This window comes from Actinomadura sp. NTSP31 (genome assembly GCF_041951385.1).
Classification (GTDB): domain Bacteria; phylum Actinomycetota; class Actinomycetes; order Streptosporangiales; family Streptosporangiaceae; genus Spirillospora; species Spirillospora napierensis.
Genome location: NZ_JBGNUT010000035.1, coordinates 61,848 through 79,295 on the forward strand (window position 1 = coordinate 61,848; position 17,448 = coordinate 79,295).

Below are 17,448 nucleotides of genomic sequence, written 5' to 3' on the forward strand. Positions count from 1 at the left end.
CACGCAGTCAGCCGGACGGCGGCGTCCGCGTCGAGGCGGCGTTCTCCCGTCGCGCCCTCGTCTTCGAGGCGGCCCCCGACGGCGCGCTCCGCCGCATCCGCTGCCCCGGTCGGTTACGGCGCCAGCATGTCCGCCGTGAGGTTGGCCTCGGTGCCGGGGATGCCCTGGTCGCCGGCGCGCTTGTCGGCCATGGCGAGCAGACGCCTTATACGGCCGGCGATGGCGTCCTTGGTGAGGGGCGGGTCGGCGAGCTGGCCGAGCTCCTCCAGGGAGGCCTGCTTGTGCTCGAGGCGGAGCCGGCCGGCGTTGACGAGGTGGTCGGGGGCGTCGTCGCCGAGGATCTCCAGGGCGCGGGCGACCCGGGCGCCGGCGGCGACCGCGGCGCGGGCGGAGCGGCGCAGGTTGGCGTCGTCGAAGTTGGCGAGCCGGTTGGCGGTGGCGCGGACCTCGCGGCGCATCCGGCGCTCCTCCCAGGCCATGACGGCGCCGTGCGCGCCGAGCCGGGTGAGCAGGGCGCTGATGGCGTCGCCGTCGCGGACGACGACGCGGTCGACGCCGCGGACCTCGCGGGCCTTGGCGTGGATCTTCAGCCGGCGGGCGGCGCCGACGAGGGCGAGCGCGGCCTCGGGGCCGGGGCAGGTCACCTCCAGCGACATCGACCGGCCGGGCTCGGTGAGCGAGCCGTGCGCGAGGAACGCGCCGCGCCAGGCGGACTCGGCGTCGCAGGCGGCACCGGCGACGACGTGCCGGGGCAGGCCGCGGACGGGGCGCCCGTTGTTGTCGATGAGGCCGGTCTGGCGGGCCAGGGACTCGCCGTCCCGGAACACGCGGACGACGTAGCGGTTGCCCTTGCGCAGGCCGCTGGGCGCGAGCACGACGACCTCGGAGGTGTGCCCGAACACCTCCGAGATGTCCTTGATGAGGCGCCGCGCCGCCACGTTGGTGTCGATCTCCGCCTCGATCACGATGCGCCCGCCGACCAGGTGCAGACCCCCCGCGAAGCGCAGCAGCGTCGAGACCTCCGCCTTTCGGCAGCACGGCTTCATGACCGTGAGCCTGCTCAGCTCGTCCTTGACCAGACCGGTCATCGCCATAGATGAACCCTCCCCCTATCGGACTTCCAGCAGTCTGGCCGATCGCGGCCCGCCGGGTCGTCAGTCACTGAATATCTGTACGAAGGCTTGGGCCAGGCGGGCGGGTTCATGACGCGGCGAGCCGTCGTCGGCGGCGACCCGCTCGAGCACGAGCCGGCCGCCGAGCCGCTGGACGGCCTTGTCGAGCGCGTCCGGATCGTCGACCACGCCGGCGTCGGCGAGGACGACGTCGACCCGCAGGTCGGGGGCGTGCGCCTGGAGGACCTCGAGATGGGTCTGCGGGGAGAAGTCGTCGGTCTCGCCGGGCTGCGGGGCGAGGTTCAGCGCGACGGCGCGGCGGGCGCGCGTGGAGGTGAGCGCGCGGGCGAGCGCGGGGACCTTCAGGTGCGGCAGGACGCTGGTGAACCAGGACCCGGGGCCGAACACGACCCAGTCGGCGTCCTCGACGGCGGCGAGCGCCTCCGGGCAGGCGGGCGGGTCGGCCGGGACGAGCGAGACGCCGAGCACGGACCCGGGCGTGCTCGCGCACGCGACCTGCCCCTTGACGTGGGTGATCTCGTCGGGGCGGGCCGGGTCGGCGCCGCGCACCTCGGCGACGATGTCCATCGGGACGGCCGCCATCGGCAGGACGCGGCCGTGCGCGCCGAGCAGCCGGCCGACCCAGTCGAGCCCCGCGACGGTCGAGCCGGGGCCGGGGCCGCCTGGGCCCGCGCCGTCGCCGAACAGCTCCCACAGCGCGACGATCAGCAGGTTGCCGACCGCGTGCCCCTGCAGGTCGCCCTCGCTGCGGAACCGGTGCTGGACGACGTCCCGCCAGGTCTGGCCCCACTCGTCGTCGCCGCACAGCGCGGCGAGCGCCATCCGCAGGTCGCCGGGCGGCAGCACGCCGAGCTCGCGGCGGAGCCGGCCGCTGGAGCCGCCGTCGTCGGCGACGGTGACGACGGCGGTGAGCCGGTCGGTGACGCGCCGCAGCGCCGACAGCGAGGCGTACAGACCGTGGCCGCCGCCGAGCGCGACGACCTTCGGGCCGGGAGGCTTCACCGGGTTCGTTTCTCTCTCCGTCCGGGACCCGGCAGCGCGGCGGGTCTCACTCGCGGCCGAGGTCACGATGGGCGACCTGCACCTCGATGCCCTCGTCCCGCAGCCGGGCGGCGATCTGTTCCGCCATGGCCACACTACGGTGTTTGCCGCCGGTACATCCCACGGCGAGCGTGACGTAGTGCTTGCCCTCGCGCTCGTACCCGTCGGCGAGCAGCCGGAGCACCTCGGCGTAGGCGTCGAGGAACTCCTTGGCGCCGTGCTGGCCGAGCACGTAGTCGCGGACGGCGGCGTCGCGGCCGGTCTTGGGGCGCAGTTCGGGCACCCAGTGCGGGTTCGGCAGGAACCGGCAGTCGACGACGAGGTCGGCGTCGACGGGCAGCCCGTACTTGTAGCCGAACGACACGACGGTGGCGCGGAGGCTGGACTCGCCGGTGTCGTTGCCGAAGAAGCCGATGATCTTGTTGCGCAGCTCGTGCACGTTCAGCCCGCTGGTGTCGATCACCAGGTCGGCCTCGGCGCGGACCTCCCGGACCAGCTCGCGCTCGCGGGCGATGCCGTCGACGACCCGGCCGTCGCCCTGCAGCGGGTGCGGGCGGCGGACGCTCTCGAAGCGGCGCACCAGGTCGGCGTCGCTGGCCTCCAGGAACACCACGCGGGGGTGGACCCCGCGCGCCTCCAGCTCGGCGATCGAGGAGTGCAGGTCGTCGGTGAACGCGCGGCTGCGCACGTCGACCACGACGGCGATGCGGGGCACCGCGTCCTTCACCCGGCCGCCGAGGTCGGCCATGGTGGCCAGCAGCCCGGGCGGGAGGTTGTCGACCACGTACCAGTCGAGGTCCTCCAGGGACTTGGCCGCGGTGCTGCGGCCCGCCCCCGACATCCCGGTGACGATGACGATGTCCGGAATCTTCGACTCGCTGGTCATGTCTGCTTCCCCCTGTGTTCCCCGTCGGCCCCGCGTTCCCCGCCGGCCTCGTGTTCCCCACCGGCCCCGTTCCCCTGGGCGGCGCCCTCCCCGCGGGCCCCGCGCTCCCCGCCGCCGGCGCCCCCCGCGCCGCGGGCCGGCACGGACGCGCCGTGCAGCGCCGCGACGATGCCCTCCGCACTGCGCGGCCCGATGCCGGGGACCTCCGCGACCTGCTCGGGCGTCGCCTCCTTCAGCCGCTTCACCGAACCGAAGTGCTTCAGCAGCGCCGCGCGCCGCGACGGGCCCAGACCCGGCACACTATCGAGTTCGCTCACCGTCATGGCCTTGGAACGCCGCTGCCGGTGGAAGGTGATGGCGAAGCGGTGCGCCTCGTCGCGGACCCGCTGGACCAGGAACATGCCCTCGCTGTTGCGCGGCAGGATCACCGGGTCGTCCTCGCCGGGCAGCCACAGCTCCTCCAGCCGCTTGGCGATCCCGCAGACGGCGATGTCGTCGACGCCCAGCTCGTCCAGCGCCCGCTGCGCCGCCGCGACCTGCGGCGGGCCGCCGTCGACGATCACCAGCTGCGGCGGGTAGGCGAACTTGCGCGGCCGGCCGGTCTCGGGGTCGATCGGCTGGTGCGCGCCCTCCTCCGCGCCGTCCTCCGGATCGCCCAGCGTGTCGAGCTCGCCCATCTTCTCACTCTCGGCGAGGTAGCGCTTGAACCGGCGGTTGATCACCTCGTGGATGGAGCGGACGTCGTCCTGCCCCTCGACCGCCCTGATCGTGAACCGGCGGTACTCGCTCTTGCGGGCCAGCCCGTCCTCGAACACGACCATGGACGCCACCACGTTGGTGCCCTGCAGGTTGGACACGTCGTAGCACTCGATCCGCAGCGGCGCCTCGTCCAGCTCCAGGGCCTCCTGGATCTCCTGCAGCGCGCGGCTGCGGGTCGTGAGGTCGGACGCGCGGCGCGTCTTGTGCTGCTTGAGCGCCTCGTGGGCGTTGCGGGCGACCGTCTCCAGCAGGGTCTTCTTGTCACCCCGCTGCGGGACGCGCAGGTGGACGGGCCCGCCGCGCTGCTCGGCGAGCAGCTCGGTCATCGCCTCGGCGTCCGGCGGCAGCGCCGGGACGAGCACCTCGCGGGGCACCGACTCGCTCTCGCCGTAGATCTGGATCAGGAAGTTCTCGACGAGGTCGGCGGTGGTGACCTCCTCGACCTTGTCGACCACCCAGCCGCGCTGCCCGCGGATCCTGCCGCCGCGCACGTAGAAGACCTGGACGGCGGCCTCCAGCTCGTCCTCGGCGAAGGCGATCATGTCGCAGTCGGTGGTGTCGGCGAGCACGACCGCCTGCTTCTCCAGCGCCCGCTCCAGCGCGCGGATGTCGTCGCGGAGCCGGGCCGCGCGCTCGTACTCCTGGGACGCGGCGGCCTCGCGCATGTCGCGTTCGAGGCGCCTGGTGAACCGGGAGGTGTTGCCCGCCATGAAGTCGCAGAAGTCCTCGGCGAGCAGCCGGTGCTCCTCCGGCGAGACGCGCGCGACGCAGGGCGCCGAGCACTTGCCGATGTAGCCGAGCAGGCAGGGCCGGTCGAGCTGGTGCTGGCGCTTGAACACCCCGGCGCTGCAGGTGCGGACGGGGAACACGCGCAGCAGCTGGTCGACCGTCTCCCGGATCGCCCACGCGTGGGAGTACGGCCCGAAGTAGCGCACGCCCTTGCGTTTGGCGCCCCGCATCACCATCACCCTCGGGAACTCCTCGTTGAGGGTGACCGCCAGATACGGATAGGACTTGTCGTCGCGGTAGCGGACGTTGAACCGGGGGTCGAACTCCTTGATCCAGGAGTACTCCAGCTGGAGGGCCTCGACCTCGGTGCCGACGACGGTCCAGTCGACGCGGGCCGCGGTCTGCACCATCGTCTGCGTGCGCGGGTGCAGCGCGGAGAAGTCGGCGAAGTAGGAGTTCAGCCGGGAGCGCAGGCTCTTCGCCTTGCCCACGTAGATGACCCGGCCGTGCTCGTCGCGGAATCGGTACACCCCGGGGGATTCCGGAATGGAGCCCGGTGCGGGTCGGTAGGTCGCCGGATCTGCCACGTCCTGAAGCCTAGTGGGCGCCACCGACACGCGACGCGGCCGTGGCCGCTGGCCTGGGGTGATGGAGATCTCCCTGCTTCGTGTGGATTTTCGTAACGGGAGTGGAAAGGGAGGTTCGGTCGGATTTTTCGCACACTCGGAGGGGGTCGTACCGCAGGTGTCCGCGCTGTGGGCCTGGATCACGCTCGCCGTCGTCGTCGGCGTTTCCGTCGTCATCGTGGAAGGAGGCCGGCGGCTGCTGGCCGGCCGGCTGGCACGGCACTGGCCCGGAGTCGGACGGGTCGCCCGGCGCTGCGCCGCCCCCGCGTTCGCGTTCGCGGCGGTCGTCAGCGCGAGCACCGCCATGCCCTACGGGCACATGAGCGGGCACGCCGGCGGGCTCGCCGGGCACCTGCTGCACATCGCGGTGATCGGCGTCACGACCTGGCTGGTGCTGCGCATCACCTACGCGCTCACCGACCCGCCGCTGGCCCGGCTGATGCGGATCGAGGGCGAGCGCAACCGGCGGGCCAGGCGCGCCCGCACCCAGATGATGCTGCTGCGCCGCATCGCCGCCATGGTCGTCGTCATCCTCGCGGTCGGCGCCGCGCTGTTCACGTTCCCGGCCGTGCGGGCGGTCGGCGCGGGGGTGCTGGCGTCCGCCGGGGTCGCCGGGCTGGTGGTCGGCATCGCGGCCCGCCCCACGCTGGGCAACCTGCTGGCCGGCCTGCAGATCGCGTTCAGCGACGCGCTGCGGCTGGACGACGTGGTGGTCGTCCAGGGCCAGTGGGGGCGCGTCGAGGAGCTGACCCTGTCCTACGTCGTGGTCCGGCTCTGGGACGACCGGCGGCTCATCCTGCCCGTCTCCTACTTCACCGAGCAGCCGTTCGAGAACTGGACCCGGCACACCAGCCGGGTGATCGGCTCGGTGGAACTGCACGTCGACTGGACCGTTCCGATCGAGGAGCTGCGCACCGAGCTTTACGCGATGCTCCAGGAGAACCCGCTGTGGGACCGCCGCGAATGGGTGCTGCAGGCCGTGGACGTCCGGCCGAACGGCCTGGTCACGATGCGCGCGCTGATGAGCGCCGCCGACTCGGCAAGCGCCTGGGACCTGCGCTGCGACGTGCGCGAGCACCTCATCGCCTACATCCGCGAGCACCACCCCGAGGCGCTCCCCCGGTTCCGCACCGACCCCGGCGGCCCGGAGGACGCCGGCACGGGCACCCGCGCCGGCCCGGACGGCGGGGACGCCGGCGTCACCGCGGCCGACCCCGGCGCGCGGCGGCGCGAGATGCGCGGCGGCGAGGTCGACGACCACGTCCGGGCCGCCGCCGGGAACGGCGGCGGCCCGGAGCGGACCGGGTCCGGCGCCGGGTCGTTCAGGCGAGGCTGATCTTCCCGCCCTGCACGCTGATCTTCTTCTCCGCCAGCGGCTTGTCGGCCGGCGGGTTCGCCACCGACCCGTCCGAGATCTTGAACTTGCTGCCGTGGCAGGGGCAGTTGATCGTCCCGCCGGACACCGACCCGACGGTGCAGCCGCGGTGGGTGCAGGTCGCCGAGAAGGCCTTGAACTCGCCCTGGGCCGGCTGGGTCACCACGACCTTCTCCGACTCGAAGACCTTGCCGCCGCCCACCGGGATGTCACCGGCGGAGGCGAGCACCGCGCCGGCACCGCCACCGCCACCGCCACCGCCCCCGTCGCCGCCGCCACCGCTGCCGTCGTCGTCGGACGACCCGCCGCACGCCGCCGCCAGCCCGGCGACGCCCGCGAGCCCGGCTCCGATGAGCAGGCCGCGTCGGGTCCCGCCCTCCCCGCTCCGGGGCGCCGCGTCGCCCCCGGGCGCGCCGGCCGGGGGCTCCCCGGCCGGCCGCTCGGTCGCGTCCGCCCGCGTCTCGGACTCCTGTGGCATCGTCTCCGCCCTCCGCTGAAACTCGGTTCCTGAACTCCCTGCGTCACCGGGGAGTACGCAGCGGAGGCGACAACGGTTCAAATCCGAACCAAAAAGCCGATCTTCGCGATCAGCTGATCACGATCCCGCCGTTCCGCACCTGCGCCGGGTACTCCTTGAGCGGCTTGGACGCCGGCCCCTGCGCCACGGAGCCATCGGTGATCTTGAACTCGCTGCCGTGGCACGGGCACCTGATCACCCCGTTGGAGACCCGGTTGACCACGCAACCCTGGTGCGTGCAGATCGCGGTGAACACCTTGAACGCGCCCTGCTGCGGCTGCGTCACGACCACCTTGCTGTCGGCGAAGGCCTTGCCGCCGCCGACCGGGATGTCGGAGGTCTTCGCCACCTGCTTGCCGCTGAGGTCCTTCGGCTCCTTGTTCTGGTCGGTCGCGCACCCCGCCGCGATCAGCGCCGCCCCCGCGGCGCCCGCGCCGCACAGCACCGTCCGGCGGGCGAGCCCCCCTGCCCCGGCGGACCCCGCGTCGTCGCGCGGGGCTCCGGGCGTCACTTCGTTGGTCATGCCCCCATGATCCTGGACGGCCCGCCGCGCCCCGCACCGACCCACCGGGCGGCAGTCGTCCCGGCCGCGGCCCCCCGCCGGCCGCGGCCGGGACGCCCTGCCTCCGGGGCGGCCCCGGACACCCCGCCCGCCGGGACGGCCCCGGATGCCCCGCCCCCTTGACCGGACGGGGCATCGGGGTGTGGGCCCCACCCTTGGCACGCGCACGCCCCGCCCCATGGTTCAAAGGGGCGGGGCGGTTCGGCGGGCGCCGGGCTCGGCGGCCGCGTGTCAGCCGAGGATCTTGGCGAGGAACTGGCCGGTGTGGCTGCCCTCCACCTTCGCCACGTCCTCCGGGGTGCCGGTGGCGACGACGGTGCCGCCGCGCGAGCCGCCCTCGGGGCCCATGTCGATGATCCAGTCCGCGGTCTTGATCACATCCAGGTTGTGCTCGATCACGATCACCGTGTTGCCCTTGTCGACCAGGCCGTTCAGCACGCCGAGGAGCTTGCGGATGTCCTCGAAGTGCAGGCCGGTGGTCGGCTCGTCCAGCACGTAGATCGTCCGGCCGGTGGAGCGCTTCTGTAGCTCGGAGGCCAGCTTGACGCGCTGCGCCTCGCCGCCCGACAGCGTCGGCGCGGGCTGGCCGAGCCGGACGTAGCCGAGGCCCACCTCGTTCAGCGTGTGCAGGTGCCGGTGGATCGCCTTGATCGGCTCGAAGAAGGCGGTGGCCTCCTCGATCGGCATGTCGAGGACCTCGGAGATCGTCTTGCCCTTGTAGTGGACCTCGAGCGTCTCCCGGTTGTAGCGGGCGCCGTGGCACACCTCGCACGGGACGTAGACGTCCGGCAGGAAGTTCATCTCGATCTTGATGGTGCCGTCGCCGGAGCAGTTCTCGCAGCGGCCGCCCTTGACGTTGAAGGAGAACCGGCCCGGCTGGTAGCCGCGCACCTTCGCCTCGGTGGTCTGCGCGAACAGCTTGCGGATGTGGTCGAACACCCCGGTGTAGGTCGCCGGGTTGGAGCGCGGCGTGCGCCCGATCGGCGACTGGTCGACGTGCACGACCTTGTCGAGCTGGTCGACGCCGTTGACCCGCTTGTGCTTGCCGGGGACGGTCTTGGCCCCGTTCAGCTGCTTGGCCAGCGAGTTGTACAGGATGTCGTTGACCAGCGTCGACTTGCCGGAGCCGGACACGCCCGTCACCGCGGTGAGCACGCCGAGCGGGAACGCCACGTCCACGCCCCGCAGGTTGTTCTGCTGGGCACCCTTCACCGTGACCTCGCGGCCCCTGGCGCGGGGCCGGCGGATCTCCGGGACGGCGATCTCCCGGCGCCCCGACAGGTACGCGCCGGTCAGCGAACGCTCCGACTTGAGCAGATCATCCACCGTGCCGGACACGACGATCTCGCCGCCGTGCTCGCCGGCGCGCGGGCCGATGTCGACGACCCAGTCGGCTGCGGCGATGGTGTCCTCGTCGTGCTCCACGACGATCAGGGTGTTGCCCATGTCGCGCAGCCGGATCAGCGTCTCCAGCAGGCGGTGGTTGTCGCGCTGGTGCAGGCCGATCGACGGCTCGTCCAGCACGTACAGCACGCCGACCAGGCCGGACCCGATCTGCGTCGCCAGCCGGATGCGCTGCGCCTCGCCGCCCGCCAGCGTCGCGGACGCACGGTCGAGCGTCAGGTAGTCGAGCCCGACGTCGAGCAGGAACCCGAGCCGGGCGTTGATCTCCTTCAGCACCCGCTCGGCGATGTGCTTCTCGCGCTCGTTCAGCTCCATCGCCAGCAGGAACTTCGCGGCCTCGCCGATCGGCATCGACGCGACCTCGGCGATCGACATCCCGCCCATGGTGACCGCCAGCACCACCGGCTTGAGCCGGGCGCCCTCGCAGGTCGGGCACGGGATCTCCCGCATGTAGCCCTCGAACCGCTCCCGGCTGGAGTCGCTCTCGGACTCGGCGTGCCGCCGCTGGATGTAGGGGATCACGCCCTCGTAGGCGGTGTAGTACGACCTCGTCCGGCCGTACCGGTTCTTGTACCGGACGTGGACCTGCGTCTCGTGCCCGTTGAGGATCGCCTTGCGCGCCTTGGCGGGCAGCTTCTCCCACGGAGTGTTCAGGTCGAAGCCCATGGCGTCGCCCAGCGCGGACAGCAGGCGCAGGAAGTAGTCGCTCACGTGCCCGCCCGACCACGGCTGGATGGCGCCCTCGCCGAGCGTCAGCTCGCCGTCCGGGACGACCAGCTCCGGGTCGACCTCCATGCGGGTGCCGAGACCGGTGCAGTCGGGGCAGGCGCCGTAGGGCGAGTTGAACGAGAACGACCGCGGCTCCAACTCCTCGAACGACAGGTCGTCGTACGGGCAGTACAGGTGCTCGGAGTACATCCGGGTGCGGTACTCGTCGTCCTCGGGCAGGTCGACGAAGTCGAGGACGATCGTCCCGCCGGCGAGGCCGAGCGCGGTCTCCACCGAGTCGGCGAGCCGCTGCCGCGCGGTGTCCTTCACCGACAGCCGGTCGACCACGACGGAGATGTCGTGCTTCTCCTGCTTCTTCAGCTTCGGCGGCTCGTCCAGGCGGACCATCGCGCCGTCGACCAGCGCCCGCGAGTAACCCTTGGACTGCAGCTCGCGGAACAGCTCCAGGTACTCGCCCTTGCGGCCGCGGATCACCGGCGCCAGCACCTGGAACCGGGTGCCCTCCTCCAGCTCGAGCACCCGGTCGACGATCTGCTGCGGCGCCTGCCGGCTGATCGGCCGCCCGCACTCGGGACAGTGCGGGTGCCCGATCCGGGCGTACAGCAGCCGCAGGTAGTCGTAGACCTCGGTGATCGTCCCGACCGTCGATCGGGGGTTCTTGCTGGTCGACTTCTGGTCGATCGACACCGCCGGGGAGAGCCCCTCGATGAAGTCGACGTCGGGCTTGTCCATCTGCCCGAGGAACTGGCGGGCGTACGCCGACAGCGACTCCACGTACCGGCGCTGCCCCTCGGCGAAGATCGTGTCGAACGCCAGGCTCGACTTCCCGGACCCCGACAGACCGGTGAACACGATCATGGCGTCCCGCGGCAGGTCGAGCGAGACGTCCTTCAGGTTGTGCTCGCGTGCTCCACGCACGATGAGTCGGTCATGCACGGCGTACTTCCGGTTCCTCTTCTGGGCGCGGTGATGGGGAGAGACAGAACGCTCTCCAGGCTAACCAGGGGGTCCGACAGAATCCCCCGAGTCCATAACAGCGGCCGTCGCCGCCGCATTTCATGCCGCGCCCCGCCCGTCCCCGGACGGCCCCGGCGGCACCCTCGCACCGTACACGTGTTCGAACACCGCCCGCCACCGCAACCCGCTCACCGGGGGCACAGGGCGTCCCTGACCAGGGCGATCACGCGGTGGCGCAGGTCACCGGACCAGCCGGGTGAGCTACTCGTCGTCCAGCGCGTGGGCCAGGTAGCGGTCGGCGGAGCGGCGCACGGCGTCCTTGCCGTCGGTGTAGACGATCTTCTGCCACCAGGCGCCGTACACGCGGTCGAACTCGTAGGGCTCCAGCAGCCGCAGCGCGCGCCGGATGGTGCGGGGGCGCTCCGGGATGAAGTTCGGGTAGCTGTACATGAAGCTGACCCAGTCCCGGTCGTTGGCGACCTGGACGATGTCGCCGGAGAACAGCGCGCGGGCGTCCCGCCAGTGCAGGACCTGGCCGCCGTCGAAGTGCACGCCCGCGTTGATCAGCGTGAGGCCGTCGGCGATCTCGTGGGTGTCGCCCTCCCAGAAGACGACCGCGTCGTCGGGGCGGGCGACCCAGCGGCGGTCGGCCTCGTGGATGTAGACGGGCGCGTCGAACGCGTGCGCCCACTCGATCATCGTGCCGTAGTAGTGCGGGTGGCTGATCGCGATCGCGGTGATGCCGCCCAGGTCGTCGACCTGGCGGATCAGCTCGTCGTCGATGTGGGTGACCATGTCCCACAGGACGTTGCCCGAGGGGGCGCGCAGCAGCAGGGCGCGCTGGCCGATGGCGATGGACGGCTCGGTGCCGATGCCGACGACGTCCAGGCCCTCCTCCTCGACGTGGCCGCGGTGCCCGGCGGCGCGCAGCTCCTCCAGGGTCGTCCAGCGCTGGCCGGCCCAGCCGACGTACTGGCGCTCGTCCTCGCAGATCGGGCAGTCGGGACGGGGCTCGCCGTACTGGACGCCGCAGGTGACGCAGATCGGATGTTCCATGATCCACATTGTGGAGCGGAACGGGACCGGAGGTAAGGGGAAACGCGCGGCGCGGTGGCCGCGGGCCGTCTGGCGCGGGCGGGGCGGCTGCGTCAGGATGGAGCCTCCGACGAGAGATCTGGGGGGGCTCCGGTGGAGACCACTACGGGGTTGCCGGGGGGCCTGGGAGGTCGTCCCCCCGGGGCGATACGGCCGGCGATCGACGAGGTGGACGCGGGCGCGGAGCGGCTGGCCGCGGCCGTCGCCGGGCTGACCGGCCAGGAGCTGCGGGCGCCGTCGGCGCTGCCCGGCTGGACCCGCGGCCACGTCGCGACGCACGTCGCCCGCAACGCCGACTCGCTGTGGAACCTGCTCGAGTCCGCGCGGACGGGCGTGCCGATCCCGCAGTACCCGAGCCTGGAGCAGCGCAACGCCGACATCGAGGCGGGCGCGGGACGCGGGGCCGCCGAGCTTGCCGAGGACGTGCGCGCCACCGCGGCGCGGTTCGCCGAGCAGGTCCGGGCGATGCCGGACGACGCGTGGAACGCTCCGGTCACGGCGATGGCGGGATGGCCGCACCCGGCCTGGTACACGGTGCTGCGCCGCTGGCACGAGGTGGAGGCGCACCATGTCGACCTCGCCGCCGGGTACGGGCCGGCCGACTGGCCCGAGCCGTACGTGCGGTGGGCGCTGACCAGCACGCTCACGGACCTGGCGGCCCTGCCCGGCGACCTGCGCGGCGAGCTGGCCGGGTACCGGATCACCGCGACCGACTCCGGGGAGTCCGCCGACCTCGGGTGGGCGGCGGGCGGGCCGGAGGCGTCCGGGTCCGGGCGGGCGCTGCTCGGCTGGCTGAGCGGCCGCACGGACGGCGCGGGCGTGACGGTGCGTCCGGAGGGGCCGCCGCCGGTCCCGCCGCCGTGGCCGCACGACCCGTCCGGCTTCTAGGTCCGGGCTAGCCGGGGTCGTCACCGTCCGCGAGGCGGCGCAGCGCCGCCATCGAGCGGACGACGATCGTGCCGCGGGCGACGGCGAGGGCGCCGCCCAGCGGGTCGGCGGCGAGAAGCTGCGCCACCTTGCGCCTCCCCATCCCGGCCCACCGGCCGAGGTCCTGCTGGGTGACGGGCACCTCGACCTGGACGGCGTCGGCGCCGGCGCCCTCCGCCTTCAGCGGCGTCCCGAACCGGGCGGCCAGGCGCAGCAGCCGGCTCGCCAGCCGGCGTCCGGCGTCGTCGGGGAAGTGCGCGATGCGCAGTTCGTTGGCGTCGCGGAGCCGTCCGGCCAGGACGGCGGCGACCGCCCACGCCGATCCGGGATGGGCGTCCAGCACGCCCCGGAACCGGTCGGCGGGCAGCACGAGCGCCTCCACCCGGGTGAGCGCCTCGACGTTGGCGTGCCGGACGCCGCCGTCGGCCGCCTCCAGTTCCCCGACGAGGTCGCCGGGCCCGAGGACGTCGAGGATCGCGATCTCGCCGTCCCGGTTCACCCACACCTTGGCCGCTCCGGCGCGCAGCACGAACACCTGCGACGCCCGGGTGTGCTCGCGGGTCAGGAACGCCCCGGGGCGGATCACGGCGGGCACGCCCGCCCGCCGCAGCGCGTCCCGCGCCGCCTGCGGCAGCGCGTCCCAGAACGGGGTGGGTCCCATCACGCCTCCTCGCGGACCGGGCGGGGCACCTGAAGGCGCGTGGTCGCGCCGCACGGGGCGCCCCGTCTCCAGTGAACGCGGCGGTACGTCGATGGACCGCGTAGTTCGTCACATGTCGAGCGACCTGTCCGAGGCGAGCCACTTGTCCAGCGCCCGGACGCGCCGGGCGCAGTCGGCCGCGCCGGCCCGGTCGCCGAGCGCCGCCCGGGACCGCCCGAGCAGGTCCAGCGCGGCCCGCCGCCCACCATGATCGTCCATGTCGCGGCGGATCGCGATCTCGGCCTCGAAATGCTCGCAGGCGCGCGCGTGCTCGCCGAGCAGCAGGCACGCGCGGGCCATGGTGTGCAGGGCGTACGCCTGCTCGCGGGCGTCGCCGACCTCGGTGGCGGCGCGCAGGGCGCGCGCGCCCGCCGCGCCGGCCTCCGCGGCGGCGCCGAGGTCCAGGTGGATGGAGGCGAGGTGCACCAGCGCGGTCGCCTCGCTGTGCCGGTCGCCGACCTCGCCGAGGACGCGGAGCGCCTCCAGCTCCATCTCCAGCGCCTCGTGCGGCCGTCCGCTGCGGCGCAGGACGGCGGCGAAGGTGTCCATGCCGACGCCCATCCCGTACCAGTCGCCGACGGCCCGCCGGATCCGCAGCGCCTGCGCGGCGGCGCGCTCGGCGTCCTCGTGCAGGCCGAGGCGCAGGTAGGTGCGGGCGAGGCTGCCGAGGGTGCCGGCCAGGCCGCCCTGGGCGCCGAGCCCGTACCACAGGTCGAGGGCCTCCAGGCCGAGCACGAACGCCTCCTGCGGACGGCCGAGGCGGCGCATGACCACCGACAGGTGCTCCAGGTCGTGGGCCTCGCCGTGCTGGTCGCCGATCTCGCGGCGGATCTCCAGCGCGCGCAGCAGGTGCTCGCGGGCCTCCCGGTAGCGGCCGAGGCGCCAGTGGACGACGCCGATCTGCGCGATCGCCTCGGCCTCGCCGTGCCGGTCGCCGGTGTCGCGGTGCAGGCGGAGGGCCTGCCCGCAGTGGGTGAACGCCTCGGGGTAGCGGGCGGCGTCGCACATCAGCATGCCGAGGGTGGTCAGCGCGCGCGCCTCCCCGTGCCGGGCGCCGAGCGCCTGGTAGGTCCGCAGGGCCTGCCCGGCGTCCCGCAACGCCATCTCGCGCAGCCCGAGCGAGGCGTTCATCCGGGCCAGTTCGGTCAGCGCCTGCGCCGCGCCGTGCCCGTCCGCCATCTCCTGGCGGATGTAGAGGGCCTCCAACGCGTGCGACACGGCCTCGTGGACGTTGCCGAGGCGGCGGTGCACCTGCGCCAGGGTGAGCAGCGTCTCCGCGACGCCGGGCTGGTCGCCGATCCGACGGCGCACCTTCAGCGCCTCTCCGGCGTGGTTCAGCGCCGTCTCGTAGTCGCCGATGCCCAGGCGCGCGCGGGCGAGGGTGTCGTGGTCCTTCGCCAGGCCGCCGAGGTCGTCCAGGTCCCGGTGGACGTCCAGGGAGCGCCGCGCGTGCTCGATCGCGGTGAGGTACCGGCCGAGCGCCACGTGCAGGTCGGCGAGGGTGGCGAGGGTGGCGGCCTCGCCGTACCGGTCGGGCGGCTCGACGGTCCGGAAGGCGCGCCGGGCGTCCTCCCCGTACCCGATGGCCTGGACGGAGCCGCCCGCCTCGAAGTGCGCCACCGCCAGGTTGTGCAGCATGACGGCGGCGGCGGCCCAGTCCTCCTCGGTGCGGGCGGCGTGCAGGCCCGCCTGGTGGACGGCGATGTTGTCCTCGCCGTAGCGGCGGAACTCCTGGAAGTCGAACAGCGCGTCGGCCAGCTCCCAGCAGGTGCGGTGCAGGCCGAGGCGGGCGGCCTGGTGGACGGCGGCGACCAGGTTTCGCCGCTCGGCCTCGAACCACGCCAGCGCCACCGCCCGTTCGGCGCCGGCGTCGTCGCCGGCGGACGGGCGCCCCCGCGCCCCGTCCGCCTGGCGGCCCTGGTGGACGACGGGACGGCGCCGTCCTGCCAGGGCGTTCCCCGCCGCGCGCGCGTCGGCGAGGTACGCGGCGAGCAGCCGGCGCTGCGCCGCGAGGCGGTCGCTGTCGGCGTCCTCGGCCAGGCCCCGGTCCCGGGCGAAGTCGCGCAGCAGGTCGTGCATCCGGTACCGGCCGGGCGCCACGTCGTGCACCAGGTACGCCTGCCGCAGCCCCTCCAGGCATTCGCGCGCCTCGTCGACCGTCCGGTCCTGCAGCGCGGCGAGCGCGGTGGGGGTGACGTCGGGGCCCGCGACGAGCCCCAGCACCCGGAACGCCTCCCGGTGGTCGCGGCGCAGGCTGCGGTAGGCGACGTCGAACGTGGGGCTGAGCACGCCGCGCAGCCCCGGCGCGGACGCGCCGTGCCCGGCGCCGTCGTGCAACTCGATGCCCGCCGGTCCGATGCCGCCGAGCCCGGCGCCGGCCGGCGTCCCCGTCGCGCGCCGCTCGGCCGCGTCCAGTGGCGGCTCGTGCAGGACGCCGGGCACGGCCGTCTCGTAGGACGGAGCGGCGTGCGCGTCGCTGGCGGCCAGTTCCCGGACGGTCCCGGCAATGGACTCGCCGGGGTTCTCCGCCAGCCGGCCCGCCATCACCGCGAGCGCGAGCGGGAGGTGGCCGCACTCGCGGGCGAGCCGGACGACCGCCCTGCGCTCCTCGCGGACGCGGCCGTCCGCCGGGCCGAGCACGTTGGCGATGAGGTCGACGGCCTCCTGCGTGACCATCTCGCGCAGTTCGAGCGTGCGGACGTCGGCGCCTTCGAGCAGCGACGGCAGCCGGCGCCGGCTGGTCACCACGGCCAGCCCGGACGCCATCGCGCCCACCAGCGGCCTGATCTGCTCCGGCCGCGCGGCGTTGTCGAGGATCAGCAGCATCCGCCGGTCGGCGAGCAGCGAGCGGCACTGCGCGGCCAGTTCCGCCTCGGTGCTGCGCAGCTGGTCGCCGGGGACGCCGGCGGCGCGCAGCACCTGGCCCATCGCCTCCGCCGGCGTGACCGGGCTGCGGGTGGTGCCGCGCAGGTCGGCGAACACGACCCCGTCGGGGAACCGGTCGACGACCCGGTGCGCCCAGTGCAGCGCGAGCGTCGTCTTGCCCACCCCCGCCATCCCCTGGACGATCACGGCGCGCGGCCACTCGGCCTGGGCGACGAGCATGTCGAGCTTGCCGAGGCTGATCGTCCGCCCGGCGAAGAACGGGTTGTCGGCGGGGAGCCGCACCGGCGGCTCCCCGCCGCCCGCGTCCAGGCGCACCGGGGCGCGGGCGGCCAGGCCGCCGGGCGCGTCCGGTTCCGGACGGGCCGCAGGGATCTCGGCGGGGGCGTCCGGCTCCGCCTCGATCGCCGGCCATTCGTCCCCCCACGGGCTGGCGGCGCGGCGGAGCTTCTCCGCGTCGAGGATGGTCAGCGGCCTCGGCCTGCGGTCGAGGATGCCCTTCTGCCGCCACAGCCGGAACCAGCGCACCAGCGTCTCGCGGGAGATCCCGGCCCAGTTCGCCAGTTCGGCCTGGCTGAGCCGCAGCGGGATCTCCGTCCCGCGCGCGGACCGCACGCCGAACCGGTGCGCCAGCTCCAGCAGGTGGTAGGCGAGGCGTTGCGGATGCTCGGCGGCGCGCACCGCGTGGCGGCGGCCGCCGTAGCCGACGCTCTCCGAGACCGCGTGCATCATCGCCTCGGCGACGCGCGGGTTCGCGGCGAGCAGGCCGCGGAAGTTGCGGCGGTCCACCCGCAGCGCCTCGACGTGGTCGAGGGCCGCGATGGTGCCGCGCTGCGGATGCCCCCACGCCCCGAGCATGCCGACCAGGTCGCCGGACCCGAACAGGTCGATGATCGACTCGTCGCCCTCGCTGGAGTCGACGAACTCCTTGGCCACGGCGTTGCTCGCCGCGTGCGGCGCCGCCTTGAACACCACGTACACGGCCGGGGCGGTCACCCCCTGGTGGCACAGCGTCCCGCCGGGCGGGATGTGGGCGCGCCGGCCCATCGCCCGCAGCGCCTGCCGGTCGTCCGGGCCGAGCCGTTCCCAGAAGCTGCCGGACCGGACGTCGTGGTCGATCACCCG

At 73.9% G+C, this 17,448-nt stretch carries 12 protein-coding genes; 2 read left to right on the forward strand and 10 right to left on the reverse strand.

The window, feature by feature from the left end; genetic code table 11:
• Positions 1–113: 113 nt before the first annotated feature.
• The 4 genes from whiA to uvrC are packed head-to-tail and all read right to left on the reverse strand — an operon-like array spanning position 114 to position 5,135.
• Complete coding sequence (gene whiA / locus ACA514_RS40465; RefSeq protein WP_375046610.1) at positions 114–1,094, reverse strand: DNA-binding protein WhiA; 981 nt, start codon at positions 1,092–1,094, stop codon at positions 114–116.
• Positions 1,095–1,154: 60 nt separating this feature from the next.
• On the reverse strand, positions 1,155–2,135 hold the full coding sequence (gene yvcK / locus ACA514_RS40470; protein WP_375046611.1) for a uridine diphosphate-N-acetylglucosamine-binding protein YvcK: 981 nt from the start codon (positions 2,133–2,135) through the stop codon (positions 1,155–1,157).
• A gap of 46 nt (positions 2,136–2,181) precedes the next feature.
• A complete protein-coding gene (gene rapZ / locus ACA514_RS40475) occupies positions 2,182–3,060 on the reverse strand; it encodes an RNase adapter RapZ (RefSeq protein ID WP_344277587.1) in 879 nt (292 codons plus the stop codon).
• The gene (gene uvrC, locus ACA514_RS40480; protein ID WP_375046612.1) at positions 3,057–5,135 is read right to left on the reverse strand and encodes an excinuclease ABC subunit UvrC; all 2,079 of its coding nucleotides are present in this window, start codon (positions 5,133–5,135) and stop codon (positions 3,057–3,059) included. The genes rapZ and uvrC overlap by 4 nt, the downstream gene beginning before the upstream one ends.
• Before the next feature lie 157 nt (positions 5,136–5,292).
• Here uvrC and ACA514_RS40485 point away from each other — a divergent pair, with 157 nt between their 5' ends.
• Positions 5,293–6,510, forward strand: coding sequence for a mechanosensitive ion channel family protein (locus ACA514_RS40485; protein WP_375046613.1), 1,218 nt, complete (start codon positions 5,293–5,295; stop codon positions 6,508–6,510).
• Here the strand turns inward: ACA514_RS40485 and ACA514_RS40490 are convergent.
• From ACA514_RS40490 to ACA514_RS40505, 4 genes are all read right to left on the reverse strand, one after another.
• Positions 6,497–7,027 (reverse strand): Rieske (2Fe-2S) protein, encoded by a 531-nt coding sequence (locus ACA514_RS40490; protein ID WP_375046614.1) that lies wholly within the window; start codon positions 7,025–7,027, stop codon positions 6,497–6,499. The genes ACA514_RS40485 and ACA514_RS40490 overlap by 14 nt on opposite strands.
• Positions 7,028–7,136: 109 nt before the next feature.
• Positions 7,137–7,589 carry a Rieske (2Fe-2S) protein gene (locus ACA514_RS40495; RefSeq protein ID WP_375046615.1) on the reverse strand — a complete coding sequence of 151 codons (453 nt, stop codon included), beginning with the start codon at positions 7,587–7,589 and terminating at the stop codon, positions 7,137–7,139.
• Between the two features lie 270 nt (positions 7,590–7,859).
• Entirely contained in the window at positions 7,860–10,697 is a 2,838-nt protein-coding gene (gene uvrA / locus ACA514_RS40500; protein ID WP_375046616.1) for an excinuclease ABC subunit UvrA, read from the reverse strand.
• Positions 10,698–10,979: 282 nt separating this feature from the next.
• Positions 10,980–11,774 (reverse strand): MBL fold metallo-hydrolase, encoded by a 795-nt coding sequence (locus ACA514_RS40505; RefSeq protein WP_375046617.1) that lies wholly within the window; start codon positions 11,772–11,774, stop codon positions 10,980–10,982.
• Between the two features lie 207 nt (positions 11,775–11,981).
• Here ACA514_RS40505 and ACA514_RS40510 point away from each other — a divergent pair, with 207 nt between their 5' ends.
• Complete coding sequence (locus ACA514_RS40510) at positions 11,982–12,701, forward strand: maleylpyruvate isomerase family mycothiol-dependent enzyme (RefSeq protein WP_375046618.1); 720 nt, start codon at positions 11,982–11,984, stop codon at positions 12,699–12,701.
• A gap of 7 nt (positions 12,702–12,708) precedes the next feature.
• Here the strand turns inward: ACA514_RS40510 and ACA514_RS40515 are convergent, their stop codons facing one another.
• Entirely contained in the window at positions 12,709–13,401 is a 693-nt protein-coding gene (locus ACA514_RS40515) for a Crp/Fnr family transcriptional regulator (RefSeq protein ID WP_375046619.1), read from the reverse strand.
• Between the two features lie 108 nt (positions 13,402–13,509).
• Positions 13,510–17,445 (reverse strand): tetratricopeptide repeat protein, encoded by a 3,936-nt coding sequence (locus ACA514_RS40520; RefSeq protein ID WP_375046620.1) that lies wholly within the window; start codon positions 17,443–17,445, stop codon positions 13,510–13,512.
• Positions 17,446–17,448: the final 3 nt, after the last annotated feature.

Coding starts and splice junctions, on each gene's coding strand:
- whiA (WP_375046610.1), bottom strand. CDS start 1,094: ATGGCGATGACCGGTCTGGTCAAGGACGAGCTGAGCAGGCTCACGGTC.
- rapZ (WP_344277587.1), bottom strand. CDS start 3,060: ATGACCAGCGAGTCGAAGATTCCGGACATCGTCATCGTCACCGGGATG.
- ACA514_RS40490 (WP_375046614.1), bottom strand. CDS start 7,027: ATGCCACAGGAGTCCGAGACGCGGGCGGACGCGACCGAGCGGCCGGCC.
- ACA514_RS40495 (WP_375046615.1), bottom strand. CDS start 7,589: ATGACCAACGAAGTGACGCCCGGAGCCCCGCGCGACGACGCGGGGTCC.
- ACA514_RS40505 (WP_375046617.1), bottom strand. CDS start 11,774: ATGGAACATCCGATCTGCGTCACCTGCGGCGTCCAGTACGGCGAGCCC.
- ACA514_RS40515 (WP_375046619.1), bottom strand. CDS start 13,401: ATGGGACCCACCCCGTTCTGGGACGCGCTGCCGCAGGCGGCGCGGGAC.